The organism is Sphingopyxis sp. CCNWLW2, assembly GCF_037095755.1.
Taxonomy (GTDB): Bacteria; Pseudomonadota; Alphaproteobacteria; order Sphingomonadales; family Sphingomonadaceae; genus Sphingopyxis.
The window spans coordinates 89,695-115,522 of sequence record NZ_JBAWKJ010000001.1 but is presented as its reverse complement, the minus strand read 5'-3'; the positions used below and the strand labels follow the sequence as shown (position 1 = coordinate 115,522).

General features: G+C 61.9%; 27 protein-coding genes. 7 read left to right on the top strand and 20 right to left on the bottom strand.

Annotation, left to right across the window (positions count from 1 at the left end; translation table 11 throughout):
• Window positions 1-137: 137 nt before the first annotated feature.
• The 4 genes from V8J55_RS00480 to V8J55_RS00465 form a co-directional block, all read right to left on the bottom strand.
• On the bottom strand, window positions 138-611 hold the full coding sequence (locus V8J55_RS00480) for a hypothetical protein (protein WP_336443895.1): 474 nt from the start codon (window positions 609-611) through the stop codon (window positions 138-140).
• Window positions 612-847: 236 nt separating this feature from the next.
• Window positions 848-1,309 (bottom strand): hypothetical protein, encoded by a 462-nt coding sequence (locus V8J55_RS00475; RefSeq protein WP_336443894.1) that lies wholly within the window; start codon window positions 1,307-1,309, stop codon window positions 848-850.
• Between the two features lie 79 nt (window positions 1,310-1,388).
• Window positions 1,389-2,315, bottom strand: coding sequence for a DUF4189 domain-containing protein (locus tag V8J55_RS00470; protein ID WP_336443893.1), 927 nt, complete (start codon window positions 2,313-2,315; stop codon window positions 1,389-1,391).
• Window positions 2,316-2,446: 131 nt separating this feature from the next.
• Window positions 2,447-3,409, bottom strand: a complete 963-nt coding sequence (locus V8J55_RS00465; protein WP_336443892.1) for a hypothetical protein — start codon at window positions 3,407-3,409, stop codon at window positions 2,447-2,449.
• On the opposite strand from V8J55_RS00465, the gene V8J55_RS00460 reads away from it, so the two are divergent.
• The 4 genes from V8J55_RS00460 to V8J55_RS00445 all read left to right on the top strand — a co-directional run bounded on the left by V8J55_RS00460 (window position 3,399) and on the right by V8J55_RS00445 (window position 6,991).
• Complete coding sequence (locus V8J55_RS00460; protein ID WP_336443891.1) at window positions 3,399-3,620, top strand: hypothetical protein; 222 nt, start codon at window positions 3,399-3,401, stop codon at window positions 3,618-3,620. The two genes, V8J55_RS00465 and V8J55_RS00460, sit on opposite strands and share 11 nt — an antisense overlap.
• Window positions 3,621-3,900: 280 nt before the next feature.
• On the top strand, window positions 3,901-4,752 hold the full coding sequence (locus tag V8J55_RS00455; protein ID WP_336443890.1) for a sensor histidine kinase: 852 nt from the start codon (window positions 3,901-3,903) through the stop codon (window positions 4,750-4,752).
• Entirely contained in the window at window positions 4,749-5,543 is a 795-nt protein-coding gene (locus V8J55_RS00450) for a LytR/AlgR family response regulator transcription factor (protein WP_336443889.1), read from the top strand. Before V8J55_RS00455 ends, V8J55_RS00450 begins: the two co-directional genes overlap by 4 nt.
• 332 nt (window positions 5,544-5,875) lie before the next feature.
• Complete coding sequence (locus tag V8J55_RS00445) at window positions 5,876-6,991, top strand: ABC transporter substrate-binding protein (protein WP_336443888.1); 1,116 nt, start codon at window positions 5,876-5,878, stop codon at window positions 6,989-6,991.
• A gap of 559 nt (window positions 6,992-7,550) precedes the next feature.
• Here the strand turns inward: V8J55_RS00445 and sciP are convergent.
• Window positions 7,551-7,853 carry a CtrA inhibitor SciP gene (gene sciP / locus V8J55_RS00440; RefSeq protein ID WP_054587368.1) on the bottom strand — a complete coding sequence of 101 codons (303 nt, stop codon included), beginning with the start codon at window positions 7,851-7,853 and terminating at the stop codon, window positions 7,551-7,553.
• A gap of 375 nt (window positions 7,854-8,228) precedes the next feature.
• On the opposite strand from sciP, the gene V8J55_RS00435 reads away from it, so the two are divergent.
• Window positions 8,229-8,489 carry a helix-turn-helix domain-containing protein gene (locus V8J55_RS00435; RefSeq protein ID WP_336443887.1) on the top strand — a complete coding sequence of 87 codons (261 nt, stop codon included), beginning with the start codon at window positions 8,229-8,231 and terminating at the stop codon, window positions 8,487-8,489.
• A gap of 182 nt (window positions 8,490-8,671) precedes the next feature.
• Here V8J55_RS00435 and V8J55_RS00430 read toward each other — a convergent pair whose 3' ends face one another.
• From V8J55_RS00430 to V8J55_RS00420, 3 genes are all read right to left on the bottom strand, one after another.
• Window positions 8,672-9,742 (bottom strand): sensor histidine kinase, encoded by a 1,071-nt coding sequence (locus tag V8J55_RS00430; RefSeq protein ID WP_336443886.1) that lies wholly within the window; start codon window positions 9,740-9,742, stop codon window positions 8,672-8,674.
• Window positions 9,743-10,607: 865 nt separating this feature from the next.
• Window positions 10,608-10,865, bottom strand: a complete 258-nt coding sequence (locus tag V8J55_RS00425) for a hypothetical protein (protein ID WP_336443885.1) — start codon at window positions 10,863-10,865, stop codon at window positions 10,608-10,610.
• A gap of 214 nt (window positions 10,866-11,079) precedes the next feature.
• Window positions 11,080-12,204, bottom strand: a complete 1,125-nt coding sequence (locus V8J55_RS00420; protein ID WP_336443884.1) for an LLM class flavin-dependent oxidoreductase — start codon at window positions 12,202-12,204, stop codon at window positions 11,080-11,082.
• 54 nt (window positions 12,205-12,258) lie between these two features.
• Here V8J55_RS00420 and V8J55_RS00415 point away from each other — a divergent pair, with 54 nt between their 5' ends.
• Complete coding sequence (locus V8J55_RS00415; protein ID WP_336443883.1) at window positions 12,259-13,071, top strand: TetR/AcrR family transcriptional regulator; 813 nt, start codon at window positions 12,259-12,261, stop codon at window positions 13,069-13,071.
• Here the strand turns inward: V8J55_RS00415 and V8J55_RS00410 are convergent.
• The 8 genes from V8J55_RS00410 to V8J55_RS00375 form a co-directional block, all read right to left on the bottom strand.
• Window positions 13,041-13,445, bottom strand: a complete 405-nt coding sequence (locus tag V8J55_RS00410; protein WP_336443882.1) for a nuclear transport factor 2 family protein — start codon at window positions 13,443-13,445, stop codon at window positions 13,041-13,043. The genes V8J55_RS00415 and V8J55_RS00410 overlap by 31 nt on opposite strands.
• A gap of 16 nt (window positions 13,446-13,461) precedes the next feature.
• Window positions 13,462-14,559, bottom strand: coding sequence for a 3,4-dihydroxy-2-butanone-4-phosphate synthase (gene ribB, locus V8J55_RS00405; RefSeq protein ID WP_336443881.1), 1,098 nt, complete (start codon window positions 14,557-14,559; stop codon window positions 13,462-13,464).
• Between the two features lie 4 nt (window positions 14,560-14,563).
• Complete coding sequence (locus tag V8J55_RS00400; protein WP_336443880.1) at window positions 14,564-15,061, bottom strand: flavin reductase family protein; 498 nt, start codon at window positions 15,059-15,061, stop codon at window positions 14,564-14,566.
• A 9-nt stretch (window positions 15,062-15,070) separates the two neighbouring features.
• A complete protein-coding gene (locus V8J55_RS00395) occupies window positions 15,071-15,841 on the bottom strand; it encodes an enoyl-CoA hydratase/isomerase family protein (RefSeq protein ID WP_336443879.1) in 771 nt (256 codons plus the stop codon).
• On the bottom strand, window positions 15,834-16,673 hold the full coding sequence (locus V8J55_RS00390; protein ID WP_336443878.1) for an enoyl-CoA hydratase-related protein: 840 nt from the start codon (window positions 16,671-16,673) through the stop codon (window positions 15,834-15,836). Before V8J55_RS00390 ends, V8J55_RS00395 begins: the two co-directional genes overlap by 8 nt.
• Before the next feature lies 1 nt (window position 16,674).
• On the bottom strand, window positions 16,675-17,136 hold the full coding sequence (locus tag V8J55_RS00385; RefSeq protein WP_336443877.1) for a nuclear transport factor 2 family protein: 462 nt from the start codon (window positions 17,134-17,136) through the stop codon (window positions 16,675-16,677).
• Window positions 17,137-17,244: 108 nt separating this feature from the next.
• Window positions 17,245-19,674, bottom strand: a complete 2,430-nt coding sequence (locus V8J55_RS00380) for a TonB-dependent receptor (protein ID WP_336443876.1) — start codon at window positions 19,672-19,674, stop codon at window positions 17,245-17,247.
• Between the two features lie 23 nt (window positions 19,675-19,697).
• The gene (locus V8J55_RS00375) at window positions 19,698-20,258 is read right to left on the bottom strand and encodes a nuclear transport factor 2 family protein (protein ID WP_336443875.1); all 561 of its coding nucleotides are present in this window, start codon (window positions 20,256-20,258) and stop codon (window positions 19,698-19,700) included.
• Window positions 20,259-20,359: 101 nt separating this feature from the next.
• Here V8J55_RS00375 and V8J55_RS00370 point away from each other — a divergent pair, with 101 nt between their 5' ends.
• A complete protein-coding gene (locus V8J55_RS00370) occupies window positions 20,360-21,013 on the top strand; it encodes a carboxymuconolactone decarboxylase family protein (protein ID WP_336443874.1) in 654 nt (217 codons plus the stop codon).
• A gap of 3 nt (window positions 21,014-21,016) precedes the next feature.
• Here V8J55_RS00370 and V8J55_RS00365 read toward each other — a convergent pair whose 3' ends face one another.
• The 4 genes from V8J55_RS00365 to V8J55_RS00350 form a co-directional block, all read right to left on the bottom strand.
• Window positions 21,017-22,291, bottom strand: coding sequence for a cytochrome P450 (locus tag V8J55_RS00365; protein ID WP_336443873.1), 1,275 nt, complete (start codon window positions 22,289-22,291; stop codon window positions 21,017-21,019).
• A gap of 22 nt (window positions 22,292-22,313) precedes the next feature.
• Window positions 22,314-23,399, bottom strand: coding sequence for a zinc-binding dehydrogenase (locus V8J55_RS00360; RefSeq protein ID WP_336443872.1), 1,086 nt, complete (start codon window positions 23,397-23,399; stop codon window positions 22,314-22,316).
• 62 nt (window positions 23,400-23,461) lie between these two features.
• Entirely contained in the window at window positions 23,462-24,556 is a 1,095-nt protein-coding gene (locus V8J55_RS00355; RefSeq protein ID WP_336445680.1) for an LLM class flavin-dependent oxidoreductase, read from the bottom strand.
• Between the two features lie 43 nt (window positions 24,557-24,599).
• On the bottom strand, window positions 24,600-25,754 hold the full coding sequence (locus V8J55_RS00350; protein ID WP_336443871.1) for an LLM class flavin-dependent oxidoreductase: 1,155 nt from the start codon (window positions 25,752-25,754) through the stop codon (window positions 24,600-24,602).
• Window positions 25,755-25,828 lie beyond the last annotated feature (74 nt).

Genomic DNA, 25,828 nt, shown 5'->3' with positions numbered 1-25,828 from the left:
GCTCGTGGCAGAACGTCCGCTCTCTTTGTTTGACATCTAAAAGCCGACAGTCCGCAACCGGCCAGAGGTCTGGCGGTAATGAGCTGTAATCCGTCTCAGGCGAGGGGCGGGACAGGAAGCGGAAAACAGGACTGCCTCTACCCGGCTTTTGCGGCCGGATCACCCACTGGCTCGTCAGCATCCATCGGCTCGTAGCTTTCGAGCGTATAGCCCTGCGACGTGTTGATGATCAGTATACGGCCCCGGCATTCATAAACATGCTCGTTCCAGCTGGTTCGATATTCGATTTGCCTCAGGTCCGGACGCGGCCTGCCGTTCGAATACCAGACACGCGCCCCATAGCGTGCGCTGGCTTTGCCGGACCGCTCGACGTCCTTGGTCTTGCGTTCGACGGTCACCGTACGGCGATTGCCCTCCGCATCTCTGGAGAGCGGAGCTTCGCTTTTCCTGTCCTGTGCGGCGCTGTCCTCGAGAAAGGCGAGGCAGGCGCCAAAGCTTTCCATTTTCTGCTGCCGTTCGGGCGAGGTGATGGTGCCGCTCGCGGCGGCTATCGAGGCGCTGGATAGCAGTGTCACGGCGAGAATTCCGGGCAGCAAATAGTCTTTCGGCATTTCAATTCCTCCGTCGGCCCGGTGTGAGCATGGCAGAATGGCCGATCGCGCATTTCCCGGGTCCGCGATCAGGGTGAAGATGTCCCGATGAAGATGGAGCCGTTCCCGAGCCCGGACTCTTGACCAAGTTCGGCGTCCCGACCTTGATCAGACTTGTGACGGGGGTTGTGTCATCCCGATGCCGGGACTGCGCGGCGGCAGGGTGGCGGCCGGGGAAAGTGCGTGCCTGCGGTGCATCACTTCGCCAGTGCCCATTCCTGCACGAGCGCGGTCGCATCAAACAACCGCGTCCGGGCCGCATCCGGCTGGCGGAAATTGCAGCCGAAGTCGAAGCGCAGCGTGGTTTCGCGCTGGTCGCGCGCCCAAGTGAGCGTCCCCATGCCCTGATCAGTGACCGCGCCATCGCAAGGCAATTCGTGCACATCCTCGAGCGGTTGCAACATCGCGCGGACATGTTCGAAGCCTCCTGGCCCGGCGTTGAACTTGCCGCTTCTCTCATGACGGATAGTCGTGCGATACGCGCCGCGCCCAGAACGATCGATCCACCATTCGGTACGCCCGCCGGTCCAGCCATTGCCGGTGCCGGCATAGGAAATCCGGTCGGGAACTGCGGCGGGCGGTGATTCGAAGGCGCGTTCTTGCGGGCCGGGAAGGCCGGCGAAGGTGATTGCTGCAAGAGACACGAGGTGCCGGATCATAGAGACACTCTCCCGAATTCCTCCTGTATGCGATTACCTGTCGCAGAGATGGCAAGCCTCACAAGGCTATCCCGCACCGCTACCGCGCCTTCGTCTGCGCGAAGTCGTGCACGAACAGCCCCGATTTGCGGCTGTCGAACAGTGCCTGCAAATCGCATGTCGCGCTCTTTTGTTTCTTGCAGTTCGCCTGCGCCGCTTCCTTCGCGCGCTTCGCCGTCGTTTCGGTGGTCGCGCTGTCGTCGCTGCCGTTCAAGCGATACGCCTGGATGAATCCATTGCCGGTCAGCGTGTTCGTTTCGCAAGAAAGCGATGTCGCGTCGCTGCATGCCTTGATCGCCGCCGCGCTCGCGGCATCGGCGCTGTGGTAACCGCTCGCGACATAGAGTTTGGCGTTATATCCGTCGGCGGCGCCGCCCTTGACCCACGCCGACGCGGCGAAAAATTTGCGCGCGCCGGCGCCGGGGAAGCGCCGGTTAGTGCTCGCGCGGATCGTCGCGAAAACCTCGCACGGCAACAATTGCTTGGCCGAACAGTCTGCCATCACCCGATCGCGCTCGGCGCCGCCATCGCCCGCCCAGCCCTTGTAGAAATATCCCTCCTTGTCGCGGATGATCGCGATCGATGAATTCCACCAGGTGCCGGCCGGCGTACAGCCGCCGCCCATCACTTTGTTGCACGCATCGAGCGCGCCCTGCTCGGCGACATTGTTCGCGCCGGTGTAATTGCCGTCGACCCAGACATCGGCGGCGTCGACATGCCAGGCAATCGCCGCATAGCTGTTGCTGGGCGCCGCGGGCTGCTGCGGCGCGCCGCCGCTGTCGTCGCGCGCGCACAGCGGCGTCGGGGCGACGCCCGGGCCGCCGGGGGCCATCCCGACCAGCCGTTCGCCCGGCCCGGGACCGTTGCAGGGATAGTGCTGTGCCTGCGCCGAGGCAGGCCAAAGGCACCAGGCCAACGCGATCAGAAACATCCTCCCGATCCAGGGGATGTCGAGGTTGCGCGTCATATAGTTCATCCTATGCGGTTGATATAGTTCACCATAACCCGGCTTGTCCGCGCAAAAAGTGCTGGCGATCACATCATCGCGATGGGACCGCAGACATTTCGGTACTGCAGAAAACACCGGGGGACCTCCCGCTACCGCGGACCCCAGAGAATCTGGCAACGGTCACCCTCAGTGAAATAATCCTCGAGAATATCGTTGCGGAAACCGAATGTCAGATCGCAATGGAACTGGTTTTCGCGCTTTTCGAAATAGCCGGTCTTGCCCACCTGTCCCACTTGCGCATCATAGGTTTCACTGTGGGTCCGGCGATAGACCAAGGCCCGCAATGCGCCGCGGTCGCTACTGCTTGCCGGGGGGCCAAATGCCGCCGTCACCTCCGCCACGCTTTTGCCGATCCATTCTTCCAATGCCGGTGCAACCTCCTTCTCGCGCTTCATCCGGTCCTTGCGGCTCTTTTGCGAGGCGGCGATTGCGTCGGCGTCGCGCTGGCTCTGCTCGGCGATTGCGCCCGCCTGCGCGACGAGCGCCTGCTTTTCCTTCATGATCTTTTCGACCTGGGCGTTTTGATCCGCGATCGAGACATTGCTGCTGTAGCCGGGCCGCTTTCCATCGGTCCATAATTTCTCCCACGCGACATCGACCACCTTGGGCAAGCTGATCGGGCCGAGGTAGATGAAATTGCGCGGATCATTGTTGGCCTCGCGCTCGCTGGCGCGCTGGGCGCTCTTTTTCTGACCTTTGTCGCAAGCGAAGGTGATGATCTGATGTTCGATGACATTCGCCGGGGCATGGTCGGCAACATCGGGCCCGCGGCGCAGTGGGCCGTCGCGCGGGCTGATCTGGACAAGATCGATCCGCACGGTCTTTTTGATGCAGTCGACATGATAGTTGGCGGTTGACCAGTCGGGCTGCGAGGGGGCTTCATAGATCGTCGCGGCCTCGACCTTGAAGCTGGTGTCGCTGTTGAACTCGGGGCTGATATAATCCTCGTCGATCACCGTGAAGGTCCGGTTCGGCCGGTCGCCTCCGGTATAGACGAGCCACTGGTTGGCGTGCGCGGGCACGGCGATGATGCCAAACAGGATGACCGTCACGGCCAGTCCGGATATTTTCAGGGAAATCATATGGGGAGAGGATGACATGTCGTCTCATTTCTGGCGGGGGAAGGGGCAAAATGCCGGAATGAACCTATGTTTCGGCTTTCACAGCCGTAAGGGACACAAGCCGAAAGTGGATTTCGGCGACCCGCTCGGTTCGGCCCTTCAATGGCGCGAAAAATCTGCGAACGGCTTGGAATCGCCGTGAACGGCACTCGACTTGGCGGGGCAACATGCAAATAAGACATGGGATGAATGCTGACGGCCTCAGCGCGTTGCCCGAAGACGCGGATTCGCGGACCGAGCTGCGCCGGATGACCCGGCAGCTTGGCGCTGTCTATTGGTCTTCCGTTTTCCTGATCGCGAGCCTCCTCTGGCATTTTGTCGGGGTCAACGCGTGGATTTCGGCGCCGGGAAAGCTCGTCTGGATCGGGGCGAGCATCGCTATCACATATGGCATTTCGGCGCTGCTCCTTCGCTGGCGCCATTTGTCTTTCCTGCACAAGGCCGTGTTGTGCTTCGTCCTTACTTTGCTCTGCTCGCCTTTTTCCGCGAGCATCGATTTCCTCATCGCGTCTTGGTACATGTGGCCGGCGAAGCCGGCGTTCGCGCCGCGCGATTTTGTCTATGGCCTGATCGAGAACAGCTCCTTCTTCTTCGGTTGGGCATGCCTCTACGTCGCGATGCTCTACAGCCACGAGGTGCGCCAGCAGGAGCGGCGGCTGGCCGCGATCCGCGAAGAGGCGTTGACGGCGCAGATGCGGGCGCTGCGCTATCAGATCAATCCGCATTTCCTGTTCAACACATTCAACTCCATCGCGGCGTTGATCGAGGAAGGCATGCCAAACGAAGCCAAGCGAATGGTCGTCGTCTTGTCCGAATTCCTGCGGACGACACTGACGCTGGATCCGTTCAGCGATGTTCGTCTGGACCGGGAAATCGCGCTGCAACAGGATTATCTCGCGATCGAACGTGAACGTTTTTCCGACCGGCTGAACTTTGCATTCGACATTCCCGCCGCCTTGTCCGGTGCGCTCGTGCCAAGTCTGATCTTGCAGCCTCTCGTCGAAAACGCGATCAAGCATGGCGTCGGGCAGGCCCGCGCGCCCATCGTGGTTCGCGTCGAAGCGAGGGCGACGGAGCAATCGCTCCTATTGACGGTGACCAATGATATTACTCCCGATCGGGGAACGGCGGAGCATGCCTCCACCGGAATCGGGCTGGCCAATGTACGCGAAAGGCTGGATGCCCGGTTCGGCGGGCGCGGGCGATGCAAGGCGGGCTATAATGGCAAGGGAGAGTGGGAGGCGATGATCGAAATGCCGATGCGCACCGAATGAGCGGCTTCTCGGTCCTGATTGTCGAGGACGAGCCGCTCGCGCGCGGCCGCATCCGGCGCGCGCTTGGGGCCATGGCGGACGTCCATATCGTGGGCGAAGCGGCGAACCTCGACGAGGCCGAAATGCTGATCGATCGCTTGCGCCCCGACATCATCACGCTCGACATCCAGTTGCCGGGCGGGACCGGCTTTGATCTTCTCGAACGGCTTGGCGCTGCAGCGCCGGCGACAATATTCGTGACGGCATTCGACCATCAGGCTCAGCGCGCCTTCGATGCGCATGCCATCGACTATGTGACCAAACCGCTCGAACAGGCCCGTCTGCAAGTGGCGGTCGCGCGCGCCTGCGCCCGGCTACGGGCCAGTTCCAGCGAGGAGCGCGTCAATGAACTGCAGGAGATGGTCCGGACGCTGCGCGCTGCGCTGCAGCAGGCAGAAAGCGCCGGACCGGATTTCTGGGTGCGATCGCGCGGAGATTACCGACGCCTTTCGCTGCAGGACGTAACGCACATCGTCGCCGAGCGCGATTATGTCCGCATCTTCAGCGACGGCGAAAGCCACCTGCATCAGGAAAGTCTGACGTCATTGGAGCAACGCCTTCCACCCCAACTCTTCATCCGCATCCATCGCAGTGCGATTGTTCGCAGGGACGCCATCGTTCGCTTGAAGACCTTGCAGTTTTCGGCATTGACCGCTGAGCTCGTCGACGGGAGTGAAATACGCATCGGGCGAACCTATTCGGCAAAGATGCGAGCCGAGGTGGCGCGTGACGGGATAGCGGAACGACGCTGACCTGCTGGCAGGGGGCCAAAACGGCCACACTGGTTATCGCCGTTCCAACGCTCTCTATCCCCGGCAAGTCAGCGCAATGCCGGAGGTCCAGTATAAGCTTGCGCCTCCGGCGAGCGTCGTCCGGCGGGCCGCGTGCGATGTCAGTTTTCGCGATCCCCACCGGAAAGCAGACTGGCGCCGACCGGCCAACTACAGAATTCCTGAGAAATTTCTGAGGGAATGACCTGCCTTCACTGTTGCACATCCAAAACCCTGATTTCCATTGATGCGCATCGACAGGCTGGGCACAACATCATTGCCGACGCAGTAGGCGGGGAGAAGGGAAGGCCATGATGAGCGCGATGTTTGACAACAGGGACCAAGAAGATGGCCTCCCTGCCGACCGGATCGTTGCAGTTCCAACCTCTCGCCGCCAATTGCTTGCGGGACTGTCGGCATCACTCGTCGGGGCCTCTTGCCCCGGTATCGCGCGCGCGGCCCGGCCCAAGCCCTTGCGCCGTTACCGCATGCTGCTCAATTCGGGCTACAGCGGGGTAAACAGCTGGTTCGTCATCGCCCAGGACAAGGGGTATTTGCGCGACGAGGGGATCGAAATCGACTTCACTTCGGGGCGCGGAGCCTACACCGCCGCGCCGCGTATGGCGGCCGAAGGCTTCGATCTGGGCTATGGCGATATCAACGCGCTGATCGAAGCCGCGGCGAATAGCGCAACCCCCGCCAAGGTCCCGGTCGGCGTCTATATGATGTTCAACCAGTCCCCCTCGGTCATCGGCGTTGCGGCGGACGGCCCCATTCGCACGCCGCAGGATCTGGCCGGAAAACGGATCGCGGCGCATCCGACCGACGTCGCGCTCGGCACTTTTCCGCCTTACGCCCGCGCTACCGGCTTCGACCCCGCGGCGATCACCGTCGTTCCATCCGATGCCAGCATGACCGCACTCGTCACCGACATGCTCGCGGGAAAGAGCGATGGGGTCTTCGGTTATTTCACGACGCAAACCGCCGCTGCGCTGACCGCCGGGATCGATCCCGCTACTCGCCTCCGCTTCCTGCGCTATGATACGGTGTTGCCTGATTTCTACGGTAGCGCGGTCATGGCGTCGGCGGACATGGTGACGACGCACCCCCACGACGTGAAGCGGATCGTGCGAGCCTTCAATCGTGGCGTGATCGATGCCGTCCGCGATCCGGAGGCGGCTGTGGCAGCGGCGATGCGCCGCGATTCGAGTCTGCGCCGCGAAGTGGAGTTATCGCGCCTTACCGAAACGCTGCGCCACGAAATGAACCATGCCGAACGCGCTGCGCTGGGTATCGGCGACGCCAGCGACGCGCGCCTGTCGCGTGCGATCGCCGCGATGGTCGAAACCAAATCTCTCCCGCGAACGCCGGCAACGCGCAGTATCTTCACCCGCGCATTCCTGCCGCCCAAGAATGCGCGGTTAAGTTAGGAGGGGCAGCGAGCGGCCACTCTATGACGCATTTAGACGATGGATCGGCCGGAAGCCGCTTAGAGGGCGCTCCGTGAAAATCATGCTGCTGGGCCCCATTGAACGCGGGCCGATCTAGCTTGCATTCGTGCCATCGCCATCGCCATCGCCGATGACGCATGCTCGACGTCGATCAGATAGTTGTCGCATAGCAGAACTCGGCGTGGCCGCGTGCGCCGAGGTATAACGCGACGCCGGATCCGACGGCGATGTACGGGGCGGACCGCCTGGCTCGCAGCATCATCGCCGCCCGACCGGGCATGGCGGGTCGAAGCGGCCGATCGGTCTCTTTCGACAAGATTTGCACGACCGCGCAGTATCGGACGCCCGCGCGGAACCCGATCGGAACCGGCACGGAAAGGGCGGCGGCTGGGACCAGCAACCGCCGCCCTGATCGCTGCCGCCCGTGGGGGTTAGGAGACTTTGCGGCATCGATGTTCCGATGCGGAGAGGATCGTCCGATATAGTTAACGAAATATTGATTTCAGGGCCGCTTTGCGACGAGTTGCCGCGCGGGGCGCTATGAAGACAACAACCGATCGGGAAATTGCTCGCGATAATGCTGTATGCGCGTCGTGCGCAGGCCGGGCACGCCGATCCGGTCGAACAGACGCTGCCAATTCGCGAGTTCCTCCCGGCTCATTCGATAACGGGCGCACGCTTCTTCGGACGTAATCAACCCGCCTTCGATGGCGGCGACGACCTGTGCCTTGCGCCGGCTGACCCAGCGCGTCGTTTCCGGCGGTGGAAGATTATCCAATGTCAATTCTTCGCCGTGCGGGCCGATCACCGCCGCCGGGCGTATTTTCTGGTTTTCGAGCACTTCGATTCTCCGTCGCGCGGCTTCTGCCGCAGTGTGCCCCCCGGCTCTGTGCAACGGAAAATCACTCGCGAAATCGCGTAAACAAAGCTTCGGCAAACATTGTTAATTGCGACGAACCGCTAGGCGCGTTTGCCCGGCGTCACCTCCCGCCCGCCACGCCGATGCCGCCCGACATCCCACCCGGCGGTCATCGCTTTCAGCGCACAAACTGCTCAGGCAAAACCACGAACACTCTCAAATTCTGATAGGGTAGCCGCTGTCGGCCAACTCCCGCGGTGCGCGGCTTGGCGCAACTTCCAATACCCGCAATTGGTCGATTGCGCCTCATCCGACAGATCGCCTATGGCCACTGGCAGCGAACGAAAAGGGGAAACAATGGCCGCGTCATTTTCAGTGGACGAGCGACGCGAGCATTTTGCTTATTGCGTCCAACTGTTTGGCGGCACCACGGCATTCTCGCGGCGCCTTGGCATAGACGAGCGGGCCATCCGCCGTTTCATTAATGGCGAGCGGCCTCTTGGTGATGGGCTTTTGGAAGACACCGCAAAGGCACTGCGCCTGCTCATTGCTGAAGCAACCACGGCCGAAGCTCAGATCGCGACCACATTGCGCTTTCCGCCCACCGATCCATCGTAGCGGCTCGGCGACGGCGACGTCCGCTTCCGAAATTTCCTGCCTGAAACTTGCCTGACTGCAACCGGCCAAGACTGGCGGTTCATGTTCTGTCGGCAGATTATGCTGGCGAAACGTCGTTGGTGGGATGCAAGGCGGATGACGTGGAGGTCGTGAACTCCCCCTCCTGACCGGGGGAGGGCAGGTCAGACCGCAGCGATCTGTGCTTCGTCATTGGCGGCGACCTGCCGTGCGATCTGCACGGTCCGGGTCAGCGACACAAGGGTTCCCGGCGCGGTGTCCTCGACCGCAATCTCCGCTCCCAACTGCTTGGCGAGCGCCTGGACGATGCGCGTGCCCAGACCCGCTGGGGACCGTTCGGGGTCCTCCCCCATGCCGATCCCGTCGTCCGAAACCGACAAAGTCCAGTCGTCGCCTGTCGTGGCATAGCCGACGACGACATGACCGGGGCGGCCGTCCGGAAAGGCGTGCTTGAGCGCATTAATCACCAGTTCGGTGACGACCAGCCCCATGCTGACCGATATATCGCCGCTGATCGACACCGGATCGACGCGGGTAGTGAGCGTTAGCTGCTCGCGGTCATAGATCATCGACGCCCCGATGCTGGCGCATAGTTGCGCCAGATAGGGTTCGAGCTCGACTGCGCCCCCCTCGGATTCGGCGAGGTGGCGTTGCAGCGTCGCGATCGACATCACGCGTTGATGCGCGTCGCTCAAATGGCCGCGCGCCTCGTCCGACTGCACCTTGCGCGCGCTCTGCATCAAGATGCTCGCAATAATCTGCAGGCTGTTCGCGACGCGGTGCTGCATCTCGTGGAGCAGCGCGGCATTGGCGTGAACCAGTTCCTTGTGGCGCTTCTCGTTCTGCCGCTCTTCGGTGACGTCGATCACGGTGACCACCATCCTGGTGTTCAGGCCGTCGCCATATTCGAGCCGCTGCGCCTTGATCACGACGCATCGCACCGCCCCCGCGCTCGTCTTGATCTCCATCTCATAGGCTTCGACCTCGGCGGCGCCCGACAGCGTCGCTTCGATCAGCGAGTGCAGCCGCGGCAAGTCCCAATGATGATGGTCGAGGTCATAGATCGTCTGCCCGGTGACGGTGTCGGGATCGATGCCGAAGGCGGCACAGAAACTGTCGCTCGCCGCGACGATCGCCAGATTTTCGTCGAGCAGAAGCAGCGGCGCATCGGACGCGAGCACCAGCGCTAGCCCCAATGTGCGGCCCAGATTGATAGGTGGATTGTCGGCAGCCATGCGGCGCGCCTTCCCGGTCGACCCGGACCGCAGGGCGCGGCCTTGTCGGCAGACCAAATCGCGGAGCGAGTTGATCGACGTTGTCGATCATTGCCCCAAGGTTGCGGGCTTTAGCATGCCGGCGGAAGGAGGCATGCACGGAATCGACACGCCGCCGGTCTCTCCGCAAGTGGGACGGAGGGCTACAGACATCATCGGTCGATTGATGTCGCCACCGCGGCGACGTGCCAAAATGCGGGAAATCCAGGATATACGCCTAAAAGGACGCTGGACGGCGGCCGGGACCAGCGACCGCCGTCCTACTTTACGCCGCATGTGTGTGGGGCACAGGGGGTGCGGCACAGTCTCATCGTGGGGCCAGATGGATAACAAATCCTTAATTTTCACGCGATTTGCGGGGAGATGAATCGGGCGAAACTTTGAAAGCGGGCCCTGTCCCGAGGCTGATCTGATCCCCGGGCGACCCTCGGAGGCGCTCTGGCCGCGTCTCCTGAGAGCCATGAGACAAGTGGCCTCAGGAGACGGGGTTGTCCAGAAAACGCGGGAGCGTCGATTGAAGTTCCGGCAATGCCATTATGCGGCAGCGGATGGAGCGATAATATCGTCGGGGATGCTGCGCGCAAAATATGGAGCACGGCAAAAAGACCCCGCTGAGGGCGGGGCCTTTTCGTCTCCCGAATAATTCAGGAGAAGCCCCATCGGCCTCGGGGGTCGCAACCCGAAGGCTTCAGGAAAGCAGTCAGATCAATCGTGCGGTCGAAGCCATCGGCCCATCAGTCGGCGTCTCAATCGATAGTTCTACGCTGGAAAAGTCTCTCACAGGGAAAGGGACGACAGCCTCAACCGGGGCAGATTGGCCCGCCTGCTATTTGACGGCCTCTTGGGCCGCGTCGCCGACATCCTGAGCGGCATCACCCACCTTCTGCGCTGCCTCGGTGACTGCACCGGTTTCGGCCTTCTCGTTACCGAGGAACTGGAACCCTAGAAATGCCGCGATAGCCAGCGCGGCAACGACGAGGAGCGTGATGCCCGCCCCGCCACCGCGTTTCGGATCGCGGTCGACGACTGTTGTGGTATGTGACGTGCCGTCGGGTTCGCGGGTTGTATGGATCTCATCAACCATGGGAACCTCCTCTGAAGGATATCGCTTAGGACGCTTCCTTCGGACGAAGGTTCCGGTCCTGGCCAGTAGTAGACAGCACGGCCGCGCCCGCGGTGCTCCAAGACGAGTGTCCGCTTTCGCACATTTTTGCGCCGCAACCGGCCCGACCGCTTTCGGCCAATACGAACCGAAGTTGGCTGAGAGTGTTCGCCCTCAGCCAACCGGACGGAGGACGTTAAACAGTTGCAGGTTCGGGCAGCTTGATCCGCGGTGCCACTTCTTTAGCGATCAATTCCAGCGAGTGGAACCAGGGAGACGGGTCGTCGTAATAATCGTGGGATTCGACCTGGAGCGTGCCCCACCCGCCGCATGCGTCAAACAAGGTGCTGATTTTTTCGACCACCGTGTCGGGTGATCCCACGACGAAGACATGATCGACGAGGAATTCGAGATCGGCCTTGAGCGGATCGATGCCCGCATCCTTGGCAAAGCCGTCCATCATGCCGAAGCGGCGCCAGATCGGGATGAGATAGCGGTTGAAGCAGTAGCCGATCGGGCCTTCCATCACGAGGCGCTTTGCCTCGGCATCGGTGTCGGCGACGAATACAGTTTGCGACACGGCGTGGCGCTGGCGATGCGGAGTGAAACCGGCCTTGATATTGGCCTCCGAGTAGATTTCCCAATGGCGCTTCAGCGCGTCGATACCCGAGAAGATCGAGACCGGCTTGAAGTTGCGCTCGCCGGCGAGCCGCATCGAAGGCGAGTTAGCGCTGAAGCCGGTGACCGCGAATTCGGGGAAGCCGCCGCCGTAAGGCGAGTAGTTGGCGAGTTTGTGCTGCTCATCCTCCTCGGTGACCGCCGGCTCTTCCTCGGGGAAGCCCGCGTCCCAATATTTGCCCTCGTAGAAAAAGGGTTCGCGCGCCCAAATCTTCTCCATGATGAACAAGGATTCGCGCACCATGTCGTTGAGATGCTCGGTGTTCTGATCCTCTTCCTTGATACCGTGCATATAGGAAGCGAGCGGATAGGCGCCTGCGCCGATCCCCATGAAATAGCGGCCTTCGAGAATCTGCGAAAGCCAGCCGACGGTCATCGCCAATTTGGTCGGATTATGGTGCGGCAGGATATGCGCCATCGGCGCGAAGGCGATATTCTTGGTCTGTAGCGCGGCGGCTGCGATGATCAGTTCGGGATTGGGAATATTCTCCCAGACCTGCGAGGCATGCTCGGAAATCATCATCGTCGAAAAGCCGGCCTTGTCGGCGGCGATGGAGCTCTGCACCCCCCATTCGAACGTCTGCCGCGCGGTGCGCTCCGGCCGCATATAGGGGTGAAAAATTAGACCCGTGTCCATCGCCATGACATATCTCCCATTGTTATTTTAAGCCACGTGGCTTAAATATTATATCGGGGTTTGGGTCAAGCGAATTCCGTAGGGTCATCTTCGTTTATGCTGCAGGAAAGCGGCGCAGCATTGTTGATCGCGCGGGCCGGCTGCGGCAAAGTCTTTAGCGAGCGAGATTCCAAGGGAGACGCCGTGACATCGATGCCCATCAGCAAGCGCGCGGTGCGCAGTGACGACGCCAAGACGCGGCTGATTCTCGCGGCCGAGATCTTGTTCGCGAAGGGCGGGATCGAAGGCGTGTCTCTGCGCGAGATCGCGGCCGCGGCTGGGCAGCGCAACCATCATGCGGTGCAATATCATTTCGGGATTCGCGACACGCTGGTCCAGGCGGTCTTCGACTATCGAATGGACCAGATGGAAGCCAAGCGCGGCGAGATGTTGCGGGCGGCGCGCGATGCCGGCCGGCTGGACGATGCGCGCACGATTATGGACATCATTTTCTTGCCGCAGCTCGAACTGATCGATGCGCATGGCGACCACAGCTACGCCAATTTTCTCTGCCAATATCTGCTGCGCAACAGCGATACGGAGTTCGGCCGCTTCGGGGGACACTTGCCCCCGCACATTGGCGAAGCCTTGGCGCTCCTGCGCGCGCGACTTGATTTCCTCTCCGACGACGTCGCCCAGCGGCGGCTGATCACGGCCTGTTTCATGTTCCTGAATATCTTGGCGGCGCATACCCGCGATGCCGAGGGCCAGCGGATCGACCGGGAATTTTCGGCGGCGCTCGACGATACGCTGAACCAGATCGTCGCCGCGACGTGCATGCCGCTGGCCGCTTCGCATATCGCTCAGGAGCCGAAAAACGTCTCGCGGGCGTGAATCGTGTCCATATACTCGCGCACCGTCGCGACCTTGCCATCGCGCAGCGTCACCAGGAAATGATAGCTGTTTGCATAGACGCGGCCGTCTTCCATCGTCGCAAAGGATGTGGCTTCGACCGCGACCCGGTCGTCCTCGGCGGTCATCACCGTCGGCGTGATGCGCAGCGCCCCTTCGCGATAGAGCGCCCGCGCGCCGTCGAGCAGGCCGGCGAGCGTCGCCTTGGGATAGGTGCCCGACATGCCCTCGATCGCGCCAGACACCCACCAGCTGCCTTCGTCATGCATACGATCGATTACGCCGGGCACGTCGCCCTTTGAGAAAGTCTCGAAAAAGTCCGCGACGATCGCCTTGTTGCCCGCAGTGGATGTCATCGCCTTCGCTCCGGCTTCATGTTTCAATCGGCTGGCGATCGACGATCTCGAGGCCGAAGCCTTCGAGCGCCGCCATCTTGCGGTTGCTCGAGGTGAGCAATGTCATGCGGCGGACGCCGACGTCGCGTAATATCTGCGCCCCGAAACCATAGTCGCGATCGCTCGCGCGCTCGGCATATTCACGGCGCCCGCCGCCGACCCGGCGCGAGATCGACCGCGGATCGGCATCCTGAATGAACACCGCGACTGCGGGACCTTCATGGGCTGCGAGTTGCTTGAGGGCGGCCGGTACATAATCAGGATGCGCGTTGCGGTATCCCAAAAGGTCGGCGGTCAGGTCAAACTGGTGGACACGGACCAAGGTGTTGGAGTCGGGCCCGATCGTGCCGCGCGTCAGCGCCACATGTTCTCCGCCTTCGATCGTGTCGCGATAGACGTGGATGGTGAAATCATCGCCATAATGGCTGACGAACGGACCCGATGCCACGCGTTCGACCAGCATTTCGGATTTGCGCCGAAAGGCGATCAGGTCGGCGATCGTGCCGATCTTCATGTCATGTTTGGCAGCGAACGGGATAAGGTCCTCTAGCCGCGCCATCGACCCGTCGTCGTTCATCACCTCGCAGATGACCGCCGCCGGGATCAGCCCCGCGAGTTTGGAGATATCCACCGCCGCCTCTGTGTGTCCAGCGCGGACGAGGACGCCGCCGGCGCGCGCGACAAGCGGGAAGACATGGCCCGGTGTGACGAGATCGCTCTTCGGGTCGCGCGAGTTGATTGCGACCGAAATGGTATGCGCGCGGTCAAAGGCCGATATGCCCGTCGTCACCCCTTCGCGCGCCTCTATCGACACGGTGAAGGCTGTGCCATGACCCGAGCGGTTGTTCTGCGACATCTGCTCAAGCTCAAGAAACCTTGCGCGTTCGGCGGTTATGGTAAGGCAGATCAGACCGCGAGCGTGGGTCGCCATCTGGTTGATACGGTCGGGCGTTGCGAACTGCGCGGGAATGATGATGTCGCCCTCATTCTCGCGGTCGTCGGCATCGACGAGGATGAACGGCTTGCCGTTACGCGCTTCGGCGATAATCTCTGCGATGGGCGAGATTGTGGTCACCGGGTCATGCCTGGGTTTCGATACAGTCGGCAAGGTCATGATAGCCTCCGCGAAAAAAGAGCAAGGGGGTGCCGCTGTCGCGCATTTCGAGCGCCTGTACGCTCCCCACGACAAGCAGATGGTCACCGATCTCGGTCACCGACGCAATCGAGCATTCGATCCACGCGAGAACATCGTGCAGGAGCGGCAGCCCGGCGGGACTCGTTGCATATTCGAGCCCCTCGAACTTGTCGGCTGCCTTGGCAGCAAAACGACTCGAATGATGCTTCTGGTCGGCGGTCAGAATGTTCGCGCAGAACCGCCCGGTCGCCGCAATCTGCGGCCAGCTCGACGACTTCTTGTCGGGGAAGAAGCCGACCAGCGGGGGATCGAGCGAAATCGAGGTGAAGCTTCCCACGACCATGGCGTGACGCGCACCGTCGTGCGAGGCGGTGACGACGCAGACGCCCGTGGGATAGCAACCGAGGACGTTGCGGAAGTGACGCGGATCGATCGTGCTCATGGTTTGGCCTCAGCGTCCTGTCCACACGGGTTTACGTCCCTCGGCGCGCGCGGCATCGCCCTCGCGCTGGTCGGCACTGCCCGCATATTGCTCGATCTCTTCGAACTTGGTCATCAACGCGACGTTGAGCGGATATCCCAGCCGACCGTTCGCCGATGCTTTCGCTGCCTGATTGGCGAGCGGCGCTGCCTTGTTGATCTTGTCGGCCCATGCCTGCGCGCTCGCCGCAAGGTCCGCATAGGGCACGACCTGATTGACGAGGCCGAAGCGCTCGGCGGTTGCGCTGTCGATACGCTCGCCCGTGAGGATCATCGCCATGGCGATATGGTACGGCAGTTGGCGCACCGCGCGATGGACCACGCCGCACTCGCCGATGATTCCGACCTTGGTTTCCGGGAGGCCGAACTGGGCCGTGTCGGCGGCGACGATGATATCGGCGCACATCGCCAGTTCGAACCCGCCGCCGACGCAGAAACCCTGGACAGCAGCGATCAGCGGTTTCGTCAGCGTCACCAGGGGTCCACCGATACCGGTGAGCCCTCCAGCCAGCGCCATGCGCGATTTGCGTTCTGCTCCATCGGACACATCGCCGCCAATACAAAAGCCCTTCTCGCCTTCGGCAGAAAGGATCGCGCACCAGATTTCGGGATCGTCGTTGATCGTCTGCCACGCATCGAACAGCAGATCGTCCATCGCGGGCGTAATGGCGTTGAGACCATCAGGCCGGTTGAGGCGGACATGTGCAGTGTGACCGGAAACGGAAAATTCGATATCAGCCATTGGCTGCTTCCCCTTTAAAACGTCGGAATATTTCGGTTGAGCTTTCGCCGCGGAAACGCGCCAAGGTGTCGCGCAAGCCATCCCTGGCGAGCGTTTCGCGCAGTTCGAGGACCGCGGGCTCGAAATGTAGGATGGCGTCGCTTTCGGCGACGGCATTGACCGCGGTGATAAAACCGCCGGCTTCCATCGCGCGGTTGATCGACATTTTCTTCATCGCAAGCACCGGCGCCGGGATTTTCGCGATCCGCGCCGCCAGCGCCTCGACGCACGCGATCAATTGATCGGCAGGTACCGCAGCATTGGCCCAGCCCCAGGCTTCGGCGGTCCGCCCGTCCACATGATTGCCGGGCAGGAACGCCAGCTCCTTGGCGCGCTTCGCCCCGACCTGCGACACCCAGGCGGGCGCGATATAGCCCCCGCCGATCGGCAGACCCGGCTCGCCGATCCGCGCGTCGTCAGCGACGATCGTGAGATCGGCAAAGCAGGGCAATTGCGCCGCGATGCCGAGGCAGAAGCCGTGAATGGCGACGATGACCGGTTTCGGGTGCCGCCACATCGCCTGCCAGCGCTCGAGATTGCGGCGCAGCCGCGCGACATCTTCGGAGGGCGTGGCGGCGCCGCCATATTCGCCAAGGTCCACACCAGCGCTGAAGCCCTTGCCTTCGCCCCGGATGCCGATCACGGGCGCGCCTTCGCCCGTCAGCCGATCAAGCGCGACCGAGAAGGCATCGAGCAGCGCTGCGGAAAAGGCGTTCGACGCATCGGGCCGATCGAGGATAATCCAGTCGATGTCCGGTCCGGACTCGATGCGCAGCGGCGGGCTATCGGTCATTTCAATCGCCGCGTCCGACGGGGTTGAAGGCCCGGACATGATAGTCGGTCGTCATCGTCGTTTTGAGGATGCGGGTCTTGAATTTCCACCCGCCGTCCTGCTTGACGACCACATCATGATATTGGCCATAGAGGACGCCGTCGGGGCGCTCCTTCGTGTAGCGGTGGATGGCCAGAACGATCGCGCGTACCTGGACCTCGGCGTCGCTCACCCAATCGAAGGTGACGCCGGACACATGGTGCGATGTCGCCGTGAAGAAGGTGCCGATGCCATCGAGCGTCTGCTTATAGGCCTCGATCCCCTTCGCACCGAAATTGGGGGCGTAGCTGACTTCGCAATCTTCGACGAAAAGCTCCGCCATCTTCTCGGGCTGGTTCATGTCGAGAAAAAAGGCATAGTCGTGGATGATCCGCTCGATTGCGCGTTCGTCCAGTAACCGGGCCAGCGCCTGATCTTGGGTCACTCATCATATCCTTTTCGTTGTGGGCCGGCGGCGGGCCGCTCGGCATGGTGGCTCGACCGGCGGGAAGACTCCCAACCAAAGGCTGGAAGATCTCCCCCCGGAGTGGCATCAGAACTTGACCGAAAGCTCCGCGCCGATCGTGCGGGGTTCGCCAGGATACCAGGTGTTCACCCCGTTCGAGGCACCGAGCGCATATCCTGAGATGTGATAGACCTTGTCGGTAAGGTTCCGGACGAATACCGCCGCGGAAACCCTGCTCTCCATGATGTCCTTCCAGCTGTAGCGCAGGGCGATGGTCGAATATCCGTCGAGGCGGGTACCCGGCGTGGACGTGCCGTTCGTGCTGGAGAAGAAGGTGTGCGTCTGGCCGTAGAAATCCGCGCGCAAATCCATTGTGCCCAAATTGGCGGGGACCGGGAGCTTCACTACGACGTTGGCCGAGCCCGACCATTTCGGGCTGTCGGGATAGGAATCCACCTCGAGGCTTCCGACGAACGGGATGGGGACCGTGTTCTTCGTATATTCGGCATCGGTGAAAGCGAGGTTGAAACCGACATCGAGCCAGTCGGTCAGGCCGATGTTCGCGTCGAGTTCGATGCCTTTTGTTACGGCCTCCGGCACATTGACCGTGAATCCGGCGGGGGCGCCGCCAACGACCGCGTAGAGCGCACGCTGAGCATCCTTCACGATGACCTTGTAGGCGGCGATGTTGAACTGCGCCGGCGCTTCGCCGATCCGCCCATTGAACTTGTAGCCCAGCTCGAAGTCGTGGACCTTCTCGTTCTTGAAAAGGTTGGCAGGTCCACCCGTCAGCGGGTCGATGAACGGGGCGACCGTGCCGTTGAGGTTGCCCGACCGGAAGCTGCCGCGCTGATTGAAATAGACCATGTTGTTGGAGTCGATCTGATATTGCAGACTCGCGGTCCAGGCGGGCGCCGAGAGCTTTTTGCTCTGCCTCGCGGCCGGTGAATCCGGATCGACGCCGAAGACGTTGCCGGGCGCTTGCGTGATCCCGACATTCACCCAGGTGTAGCGACCTCCGAGGGTGGCGGTCAGCTGGTCGGTAACCTTGTAGCTGAGCTGGGCAAATACGGCCTTCGACGATTCCCTGTTTCGGTAGGCATAGGAGATATCGGCGATCCCTCCCGGAACGACATCGGCACCGATGTTGATCGGAATGATCTCGAAGCGCCGCTGGCGCGAATAGAAGACGCCGGCGGTGTAATCGAGGCGATCGTCGAAGGCCGTTCCCTGGATTTGCAACTCATTGGTGTAGGTCTTCGAACGGAAGGTCTGACCGCCCGGCGTGCCGGTCGCGTTGATCCCGCTGAGTTTGAACAGCCAGAGACTGCCGAACGGGCCGCCACCCAGATTGCCCGGCGTATTGGCTTTGCCCTGCATATAGGAAAAGATGTTCTTGACCTTCACGGTGTCGCTGAGATCGACTTCGGTCGTGTTCGAGACGAAGAAATTTTCAGCGCTGTGCGGTAGGTCGAACTGCAGAAACGTCTTGTACGGATTGTCGTGCGAGAATTTCGTAAAACCCTCGACTCCGCCCGGAAAAAAGCCCGGTCCCGCCGGTCCGTCGTTGCCGCCATAAATTGCCGCCAGCGTCGCATCCCACGTCACGCCCGTGGTGTTGAAGAAATGGTTTGTCCCGTCGCTGTTGAACTGCGTCGACGGATCGCCGGGCGTCGTCGGTACCGAGTTATAGTTGATGATGTTTCCGGCGCCCTCGGTTCCCTTGACCCGGTCATATTGGACGACCGTGGAGTTCTTGATCGTGTCGCTGGGTGTGAACAGGATCGTTGCGCGGGCCGAGCGGCTGTTCTTGTCGCCCAGCGTGTTGCCGGTATTCACGTTGGTGACATAGCCATCGCCGCGGGTGATATCGCCCGCCAGCCGGACTCCGAGTTTCCCGGGGATCAGCGGCAGGTCGATCGCCGCCTGCATCTGGCCATAGTCGCGTTCGGCGCCGCGCAGGATAACATAACCCGTAAATTCATCGCCGGGCATCGGCGTCGAATAAAGGACGGCGCCGCCCGTCGCGTTGCGCCCGAACAAGGTGCCCTGCGGCCCTTTCAACACCTGGATCGAACCGAGGTCGAAAAAGGCGGTCGAGGTGTTGTTCGGATTATAGGGCGCTTCGTTGAGGTAGGTCAGGACGGCAGGGCTCGTTCCCGAAAAGGGATCGAGCGACTGACCGCGCATGCTGAAGCTGAGCTGGTTTGAATTCTGGCCGTTCTTGACCTGTAGGCCGGGCACGAGCGTTCCGATATCCTGTTCGCTGGTGATCGCCCGGTCCTGGAGCGTCTCGGCATCGAAGGCGACGACCGAAACCGGCACCCGGGAGAGGCGCTCCTCCTTGCGCTGCGCCGTGACGATGATTTCATTTGGCGCAGGGGCTTCGGTTTCCGAGGGGGCTTCAGGGGCCGGGGGCGCAGCTTGCGCCATCGCGCTCGCCGGAAAAGCCCAGGCAGCCGCGAGGATGGTGCTGCAGAGCAGGATATGACCCGTTCTATGTTTTGCTTTCGACATGTCTCTCTCCCTCATGATTATCATTATTCGGCGGAAGACGCTCCCGCCGTTGCCGTTTTCTGAGTCTCTTGCTTGATGTCTTGCCGCGGAAAGTCGCTCGCCTGCGGCGCGGCGCCCGGCCAGCGGATATTGAGCGGGCTCGACAGCGATGTGCCGACGTCCGACCAGGGGCCGACATGGATCGCACGCATCTCGCGGCGAGCGATCCGCCATTGTCCGTCTTCGCGCCGATAGCGGTCGAGGTAGCGGACGGCCGCGAAATAGGTCGCGTCGCCGATCCCTAGTTCTAGATGCGCCGCGACCGTTCCGCTGGCCGCATCGGCACCGTTGAAGACGAGGTGCACGTAATTCGGGGTATGGACGGTCTGGCCCATGCCGGAGCGCGCCGTTTTCAGGAAGTCGGTGATGGCCGCGCGCCCTGCGCTATCGGCAAAACCTGATGCGGCGAAGGACGCGTCGCGGGTGAAGCAAAGGCTTAGCCGCGCATAGTCATCGTCGTCGGTGGCCTGAAAATAGGTCGCGACGAGATCGTGCAGCTCCGCACGATCCTCCAGCTTGCGCACCCGGTCTTCCAATGTTGCCACGGTTTTTTTCCTATCCCAGACCGCTCGTGTAAACACATGTGTTGACTAGTCAACGTTAAAGTTGACTGGCGGCGCAAAAAGGGTAAGCCGGGCTTATGGAAATGCTGTTTTTGCCTCATTTGCGCGAGACGACGCTGAAGGCGCTCGAGGGTGTTGCGGACGGAAGTCCGCTGTTGCCGCTGCCGCGCGCGCTGATCCAGTTGGGCCTCGCGGCCTCGGTCACGTCGCTTGAGCGCGGGGCGTTGTCCGTTGCGGTTGCGGCCGCCTATGACCGCGGCGCGTCGCCGGCGCAGGTGCAGGAAGTGATCGCCCTGGTCTCGGGACTCGGGGTGCACTCGCTGATGATCAGCGCGGTCTTGGTGCTCGAAGAGGCGCAGCGGCGCGGCCTCGTGCCCGCCGGCGGCGCGCTCGATGCCGAGCGTCAGGCCTTATGGGATGCGCGAGTGGGGGACGATCCCTTCTGGACCGATTTCGAGCGCGAGATGCCGGGCTTTCTGAGAGCGATGCTCATCCTGTCGCCTGACATCTTCACGGGCTTTTTCGACTATTGCGCGATCCCGTGGAAATCCGGCACCGTGCCGGCGCGCGTCAAGGAATTGATCGCGATGGCGAGCGACGCGACACCCGCGCACCGTTTCGGCCCGGGGTTCCGCGTCCATATGGGCAATGCGCTCAAATTGGGATGCGGCCGCGCCGAAATTCTCGAGGCTCTAAGCCTCGCGGCCGCGGCGCCGACGCATCGCGGGACGCCCTGAGCCTCAAGCAACATCCCACACGAACGGCACATCCTCGACCGCCGCGATGATGCCCGACCGATAGATCGGGTTCGCGCCATCGGCGAGGCGGAAGTCGGGAATGCGTTTCAGCCATTCCTGCAACGTCACGGTCGCCTCCATGCGCGCGAGATGCATGCCGACGCAGCGATGCGGGCCGCCGCCAAAGGTGGTGTGCTTGGGACCTTTGCGATCCCATTGGATATCCATCGGGCAAGCATTTTCATTGGCATCGAGCCCGTGGAGCACGGTCGGCAGCAGGATCATGTCGCCATGCTTGAGCTCGACGCCATGGAAGACCTGATCCTTGGCCACCATGCGCGCTTCGGAAACGACGGCGAAACGCCGGAACAATTCTTCGACGCCGCGCAGGAGTTTCAGGTCGTTGCCCTGCAACTCGGCGACCTTGTCCGGATTGCGCGCCAGGTAGATCATCATGAAGCTCAGGAAATTGACGACCGTGTCGAGCCCGCCGAGCAGCAGCAGCGAGATCATCCCGATCGCCTTGTCGTGGGGCAGGGGTTCGCCATTGACCGTGCCGTTCACCATCACCGAAATCAGGTCGGTGCCGTCGCCGCCGCGCCGCGCATTGATGATCGGTTCGACATATTCGAAGAATCCGGTGTTGGCAGCGTCGAGGCATTCCGCCATTTCCTCGGGCGTGTCGCCGGTCGGGCGGGTCATGCCAACCGCGAAATGTTCGAGCTTGGGCGCATCTTCCATCGGCAATCCGGCCATCGCCATGAACACCTTCACCGGGAAAATCTTGGCGTAGTCGGTGGAAAAGTCGCAGTGGCCGCGCGGCGCTATCTCGTCGATCAGTTCGATCGCGGTTTGGCGTACCTTATCCTCGACCTCCCGAATGCGCGCGAGGTTGAGCCCGGTGTCGAGCAGCTTGCGATAGGGCGTATGTTCGGGCGGATCCATCCGCGTCGGCACCATCAGATATTTCTCGCCCGCTTCCTTGGGCAGGAAAATGACCTCGCTCGAAAAGCGCGCGGGATCTTCGTAGATCTCGCGGACCATTGGACCGTCCATCGCTATCCAGTGGCCGCCGGTCAGCGGGGTCCAGACGAGCTTGGGCATGTTCTGCGCGTGCAACCCCACCCAGGCTTCATGATAGCCAGCCTCGATGCCGTCGAGGGCATACATGTCGATGTCGCGGACAAGATGGTCCGGAACATGGGCGGGCTTGGCGACGCGCGACCGGTTGTCGGCAACGGGTGCCGTCTGGGTGTCAATGGATGTTGCATGGTTCATGGAAAGTCTCGCTTGTTCGATGTCAGCTATGTTCGGGATCGATGACGGCTTTGATGACGGTGCCCGCCGCGGTCGCCTCGAGCGCCGCGCTGGCACCGGCCACGCCGAAGCGATGCGTGACAAGCGCCGCCAGCGGCACGCGGTCCTGGCACCGCACCGCGAGTTGTAGTGCGTCATGGTAGTTTTTAGGCTTGGGGAAGCTGGCGCCAGCCACGGTCAAATTCTTGATCGTCAGGTCGCGCGGGCTGATCGGCTGGGTGCCGATCGCACCCCACAATCCGAGGATGATATAACGCCCGTGGTTGCCGGTGAGGTCGACGCCTTCGGGGAAGGCCGGCAGGACGCCCGCCGCCTCGACCACGACATCGGGGCCATTCGCACCGCAGAGATCATAGATCTGCCGCCGCCGCTCCTCGGCGCTGTCCTTGAGCGAAACCGTCGCGGTGGCACCGAGCGATTTTGCCACGTCGAGCCGGCTGGCATGGACGTCGACCGCGATCACTTCGCGCGCTCCCATCAAAGAGGCGACGAGCACCGCGGCAAGGCCGACAGGGCCCGCGCCCTGCACGACCACGCTTTGCCCGATCCGGACGGGGCCGCAGCGATCGAAGCCGCGCAAGACGGTGGGCAGCGCGCATCCCAAGGCAATCACCGCATCGACCTCGGCATGGTCGGGCACGCGGAAGAAGGCGAGCCCATTGGGCAGCCAGGCAAAGTCGGCATAGCTGCCCCAATTGGGCTTTTTGGCGTCTTCGAAGAATTGCGAATTCTCGCACGGCGTCTCTTCGAGCACGGTGCAGCTGTGGCAGCGATGGCAGAGCGAGATCGGCGCCCAGTAGACGAGATCGCCAGGCTTGACCGGCACACCCGCATAGTCGGTGGTCACCCCCGCGCCGAGTTTCTCGACCCGGCCAACGCCTTCATGGCCGAGGATGATGGGGAAGGGCATGACGCCGGCGCCGCCATCGGCGATATGAACGTCGCTGCCGCACACGCCGCCGACGATAATCCGCACCAGCGCGCCACCGGGCTCGGGATCGACGATCGGCACGTCCCAGGTTTCGATGCGGTTGGGCTCGACGAGCACGCATGCCTTGCCAGTTGCCATATGTTGTTTCCTTCCCGCGGCCCCATTCTTGTGCTGGATGCCGCATCATTTTTTTCCGCCCGTCAGTTGGGCATTTTCACTTTCGGACATACTTCGGTCGCGAGCCGCCGCAGCGACTCCTCCCAAGGTTTGGGATCGTCGAGGCTGTCATGCTGATTGGCGACAATTTGTCCCCAGCCGCCGCACGCATCGGCGAGCTTCTCCAGTTTCTCGATCACCGTTTCGGGCGACCCACACAGGATGACATGATTGATCAGAAAATCATCGTCGATGTCGGCCGGCGAAATGTCCTGGCCGCTGTCGGCGATAATGCCGTCGAACAGCCCGAACTTGACGTAGATTTCTTTCAGATATTCGTGCCAGGTGCGCATCATCCCGGTCTTCAGCACCATCCTTTTGGCTTCGGCATCGGTGTCGGCGATGAACACGTCGCGGCAGACGCGATAGCGGCTGCGGTCGGCGGTGCGCCCCTTTGAGGCCATTGCGGTTTCCCATGTGTCCCAATGCGCTTTCATCTGCGGCGTGCCGCCGAAGAAGGAGATCGGGCTATAATCGCGCTCGCCCGCGAACTTCATAGACGAGCTGTTCATCGACAGGCCCGTGACGGCAATCTCGAGCTTGTCGCGCCCCCCATAGGGGCTGTTGTCGGCGATCAGCACATTATATTCGGGCATCGTTTCCGAGCCCGGGAACCCAGCCTGGAAATATTCGCCTTTCTCGACGAAAGGTTTGCGCTCCCACACCCGCTCCATCAAACGCAGCGCCTCAAGCTGGCGCGGCGGCAGGCTCGAGATATTCTCATAGCCATGCAGGATCGCATCGGTGTGATGGCCGCCGGGTGCGACGCCAAGGAAATAGCGGCCTTCCATCACCTGGCTGAGCCAGCCGATGCGGATCGCGAGCGTCGCGGGATCGTGATAGGGCAGCAGATGCGCCATCGGCGCAAAGCGGATATTCTTGGTCGTCTGCGCGCACGCGGCAATGACCGCTTCGGGCATCGGGATATTTTCCCAGCCCAGCGTATAATGTTCGCCGATCATATAATCGGTGTAGCCAACCTCGTCGGCGATCCGCGCAATTTCGAGCGCCCAGTCGAACACCTGCCGCGGTGTACGGTTCGGCGGATTATAGGGGGTCATAAAGATTCCGCACTGCATAGGCATCGACTTCTCTCCCAGATTTTATCTTTATCGCTGCGACCTAGACATAGGTCCCGTCGGCAGCTTTGGTCGAAAAGCGCGGCGCGACCTTGGCGATGAACTCTTCAAGCTCGGCATGATTTTCATCGGGCTCGAGATGGCCTTGCCCGAACATCAGGAATAGTTCGTCGAAGCCGAGCTTGTCGTGCGCCTTGCCGATCTGGTCGGCGATCTCGTCGGCCGACCCGATCAGGACATTGGGGGGACGCTGACCAAGCGGGATGAACCATTCGTCCCAGAACCACATATGCTCTTCCATGAGCTTTTTGGCGCGTTCCTTGTCGCTGGTGAGCATCAGGAAGCCGCCCCATGCAGAGGCATCGGTGCTGGTGACTTCGCGGCCGTGCTTGGCGGCATGACCGATGTAGCGCTGATTGAGCGAGTCACAGAAATCGAGATTGTCCGAGAGGACGATCAGCTTGCCGCCTTCCTCCGCCCAGAAATCGATCGTCCGTCCCGATGCTGCGAAGCCGCCGTAAATCGGCGGATGCGGGTCCTGATAGCAGCGCGGCGCGATGCCGATCTGGCGGACGATACCGTCGGCATCCTGACCCTTGCCATATTTCGCATAGGCAGGGTGACCGCCCGATCCGCCCTCGGGCGGGAACTGCCAATTGTCACCCTTGTGGTCGAAGACGTCGTTGGTCCACGCCTTCTTGATAACGCGCACGCCCTCTTCGAACAGCGAGCGGTTGCGCGCATCCTGCTGGTCGCGCGCCTTCACATTGTCGGGTGTCGTCGCGCCGACGCCTTCCTTGATTCCATAGGCATCGACCCAGCGCGCATGATAGCCGCGGGTGAAACCGCAATAGAGCCGGCCTTGCAGCATATGGTCGAGCGTCGCGATCTCTTCGGCGACGCGCACCGGATTGTGCGTCGTCATGGTGTAACCCATGATCCCCGCCTTCATCCTTTTGCTGTGCTGGCCGACGAACAGGCTGAACATGCCCGGATGGTTGTTCGCCTCGAATCCCTCGATCTGCAGATGGTGCTCGGGCTGGCAGTAGCCATAGAAACCCAGCTCGTCGGCATGCTTCACATAGCCGCGCACCTCTTCGAGGAAGCGCTGGTAAAGTTCGGGACGCTGGCCAGCCATTCCCTGTTCGATCTCGTGCCGCCGCCCGACGACGCCGGTCTGCATCAAATGGAATTTCATAGCCCGCTCCTCACCCGATCGTTTTTATCAACACTCGCGTTGATAGGGAGGTTGGAGCCTTCCTGTCAATGGAC

Excerpts from the sequence above, each read along its gene's own strand:
- V8J55_RS00370 (WP_336443874.1), top strand. The coding sequence starts at position 20,360 with ATGCTGTTTTTGCCTCATTTGCGCGAGACGACGCTGAAGGCGCTCGAG.
- V8J55_RS00430 (WP_336443886.1), bottom strand. The coding sequence starts at position 9,742 with ATGGCTGCCGACAATCCACCTATCAATCTGGGCCGCACATTGGGGCTA.
- V8J55_RS00350 (WP_336443871.1), bottom strand. The coding sequence starts at position 25,754 with ATGAAATTCCATTTGATGCAGACCGGCGTCGTCGGGCGGCGGCACGAG.
- V8J55_RS00475 (WP_336443894.1), bottom strand. The coding sequence starts at position 1,309 with ATGATCCGGCACCTCGTGTCTCTTGCAGCAATCACCTTCGCCGGCCTT.
- V8J55_RS00360 (WP_336443872.1), bottom strand. The coding sequence starts at position 23,399 with ATGGCAACTGGCAAGGCATGCGTGCTCGTCGAGCCCAACCGCATCGAA.
- V8J55_RS00400 (WP_336443880.1), bottom strand. The coding sequence starts at position 15,061 with ATGAGCACGATCGATCCGCGTCACTTCCGCAACGTCCTCGGTTGCTAT.
- V8J55_RS00355 (WP_336445680.1), bottom strand. The coding sequence starts at position 24,556 with ATGCAGTGCGGAATCTTTATGACCCCCTATAATCCGCCGAACCGTACA.
- V8J55_RS00390 (WP_336443878.1), bottom strand. The coding sequence starts at position 16,673 with ATGACCGATAGCCCGCCGCTGCGCATCGAGTCCGGACCGGACATCGAC.
- V8J55_RS00480 (WP_336443895.1), bottom strand. The coding sequence starts at position 611 with ATGCCGAAAGACTATTTGCTGCCCGGAATTCTCGCCGTGACACTGCTA.
- V8J55_RS00425 (WP_336443885.1), bottom strand. The coding sequence starts at position 10,865 with ATGGTTGATGAGATCCATACAACCCGCGAACCCGACGGCACGTCACAT.
- V8J55_RS00445 (WP_336443888.1), top strand. The coding sequence starts at position 5,876 with ATGAGCGCGATGTTTGACAACAGGGACCAAGAAGATGGCCTCCCTGCC.
- V8J55_RS00365 (WP_336443873.1), bottom strand. The coding sequence starts at position 22,291 with ATGAACCATGCAACATCCATTGACACCCAGACGGCACCCGTTGCCGAC.
- V8J55_RS00435 (WP_336443887.1), top strand. The coding sequence starts at position 8,229 with ATGGCCGCGTCATTTTCAGTGGACGAGCGACGCGAGCATTTTGCTTAT.
- V8J55_RS00410 (WP_336443882.1), bottom strand. The coding sequence starts at position 13,445 with ATGACATCCACTGCGGGCAACAAGGCGATCGTCGCGGACTTTTTCGAG.
- V8J55_RS00380 (WP_336443876.1), bottom strand. The coding sequence starts at position 19,674 with ATGTCGAAAGCAAAACATAGAACGGGTCATATCCTGCTCTGCAGCACC.
- V8J55_RS00450 (WP_336443889.1), top strand. The coding sequence starts at position 4,749 with ATGAGCGGCTTCTCGGTCCTGATTGTCGAGGACGAGCCGCTCGCGCGC.
- V8J55_RS00470 (WP_336443893.1), bottom strand. The coding sequence starts at position 2,315 with ATGACGCGCAACCTCGACATCCCCTGGATCGGGAGGATGTTTCTGATC.
- V8J55_RS00460 (WP_336443891.1), top strand. The coding sequence starts at position 3,399 with ATGACCGTCACGGCCAGTCCGGATATTTTCAGGGAAATCATATGGGGA.
- V8J55_RS00395 (WP_336443879.1), bottom strand. The coding sequence starts at position 15,841 with ATGGCTGATATCGAATTTTCCGTTTCCGGTCACACTGCACATGTCCGC.
- V8J55_RS00420 (WP_336443884.1), bottom strand. The coding sequence starts at position 12,204 with ATGGCGATGGACACGGGTCTAATTTTTCACCCCTATATGCGGCCGGAG.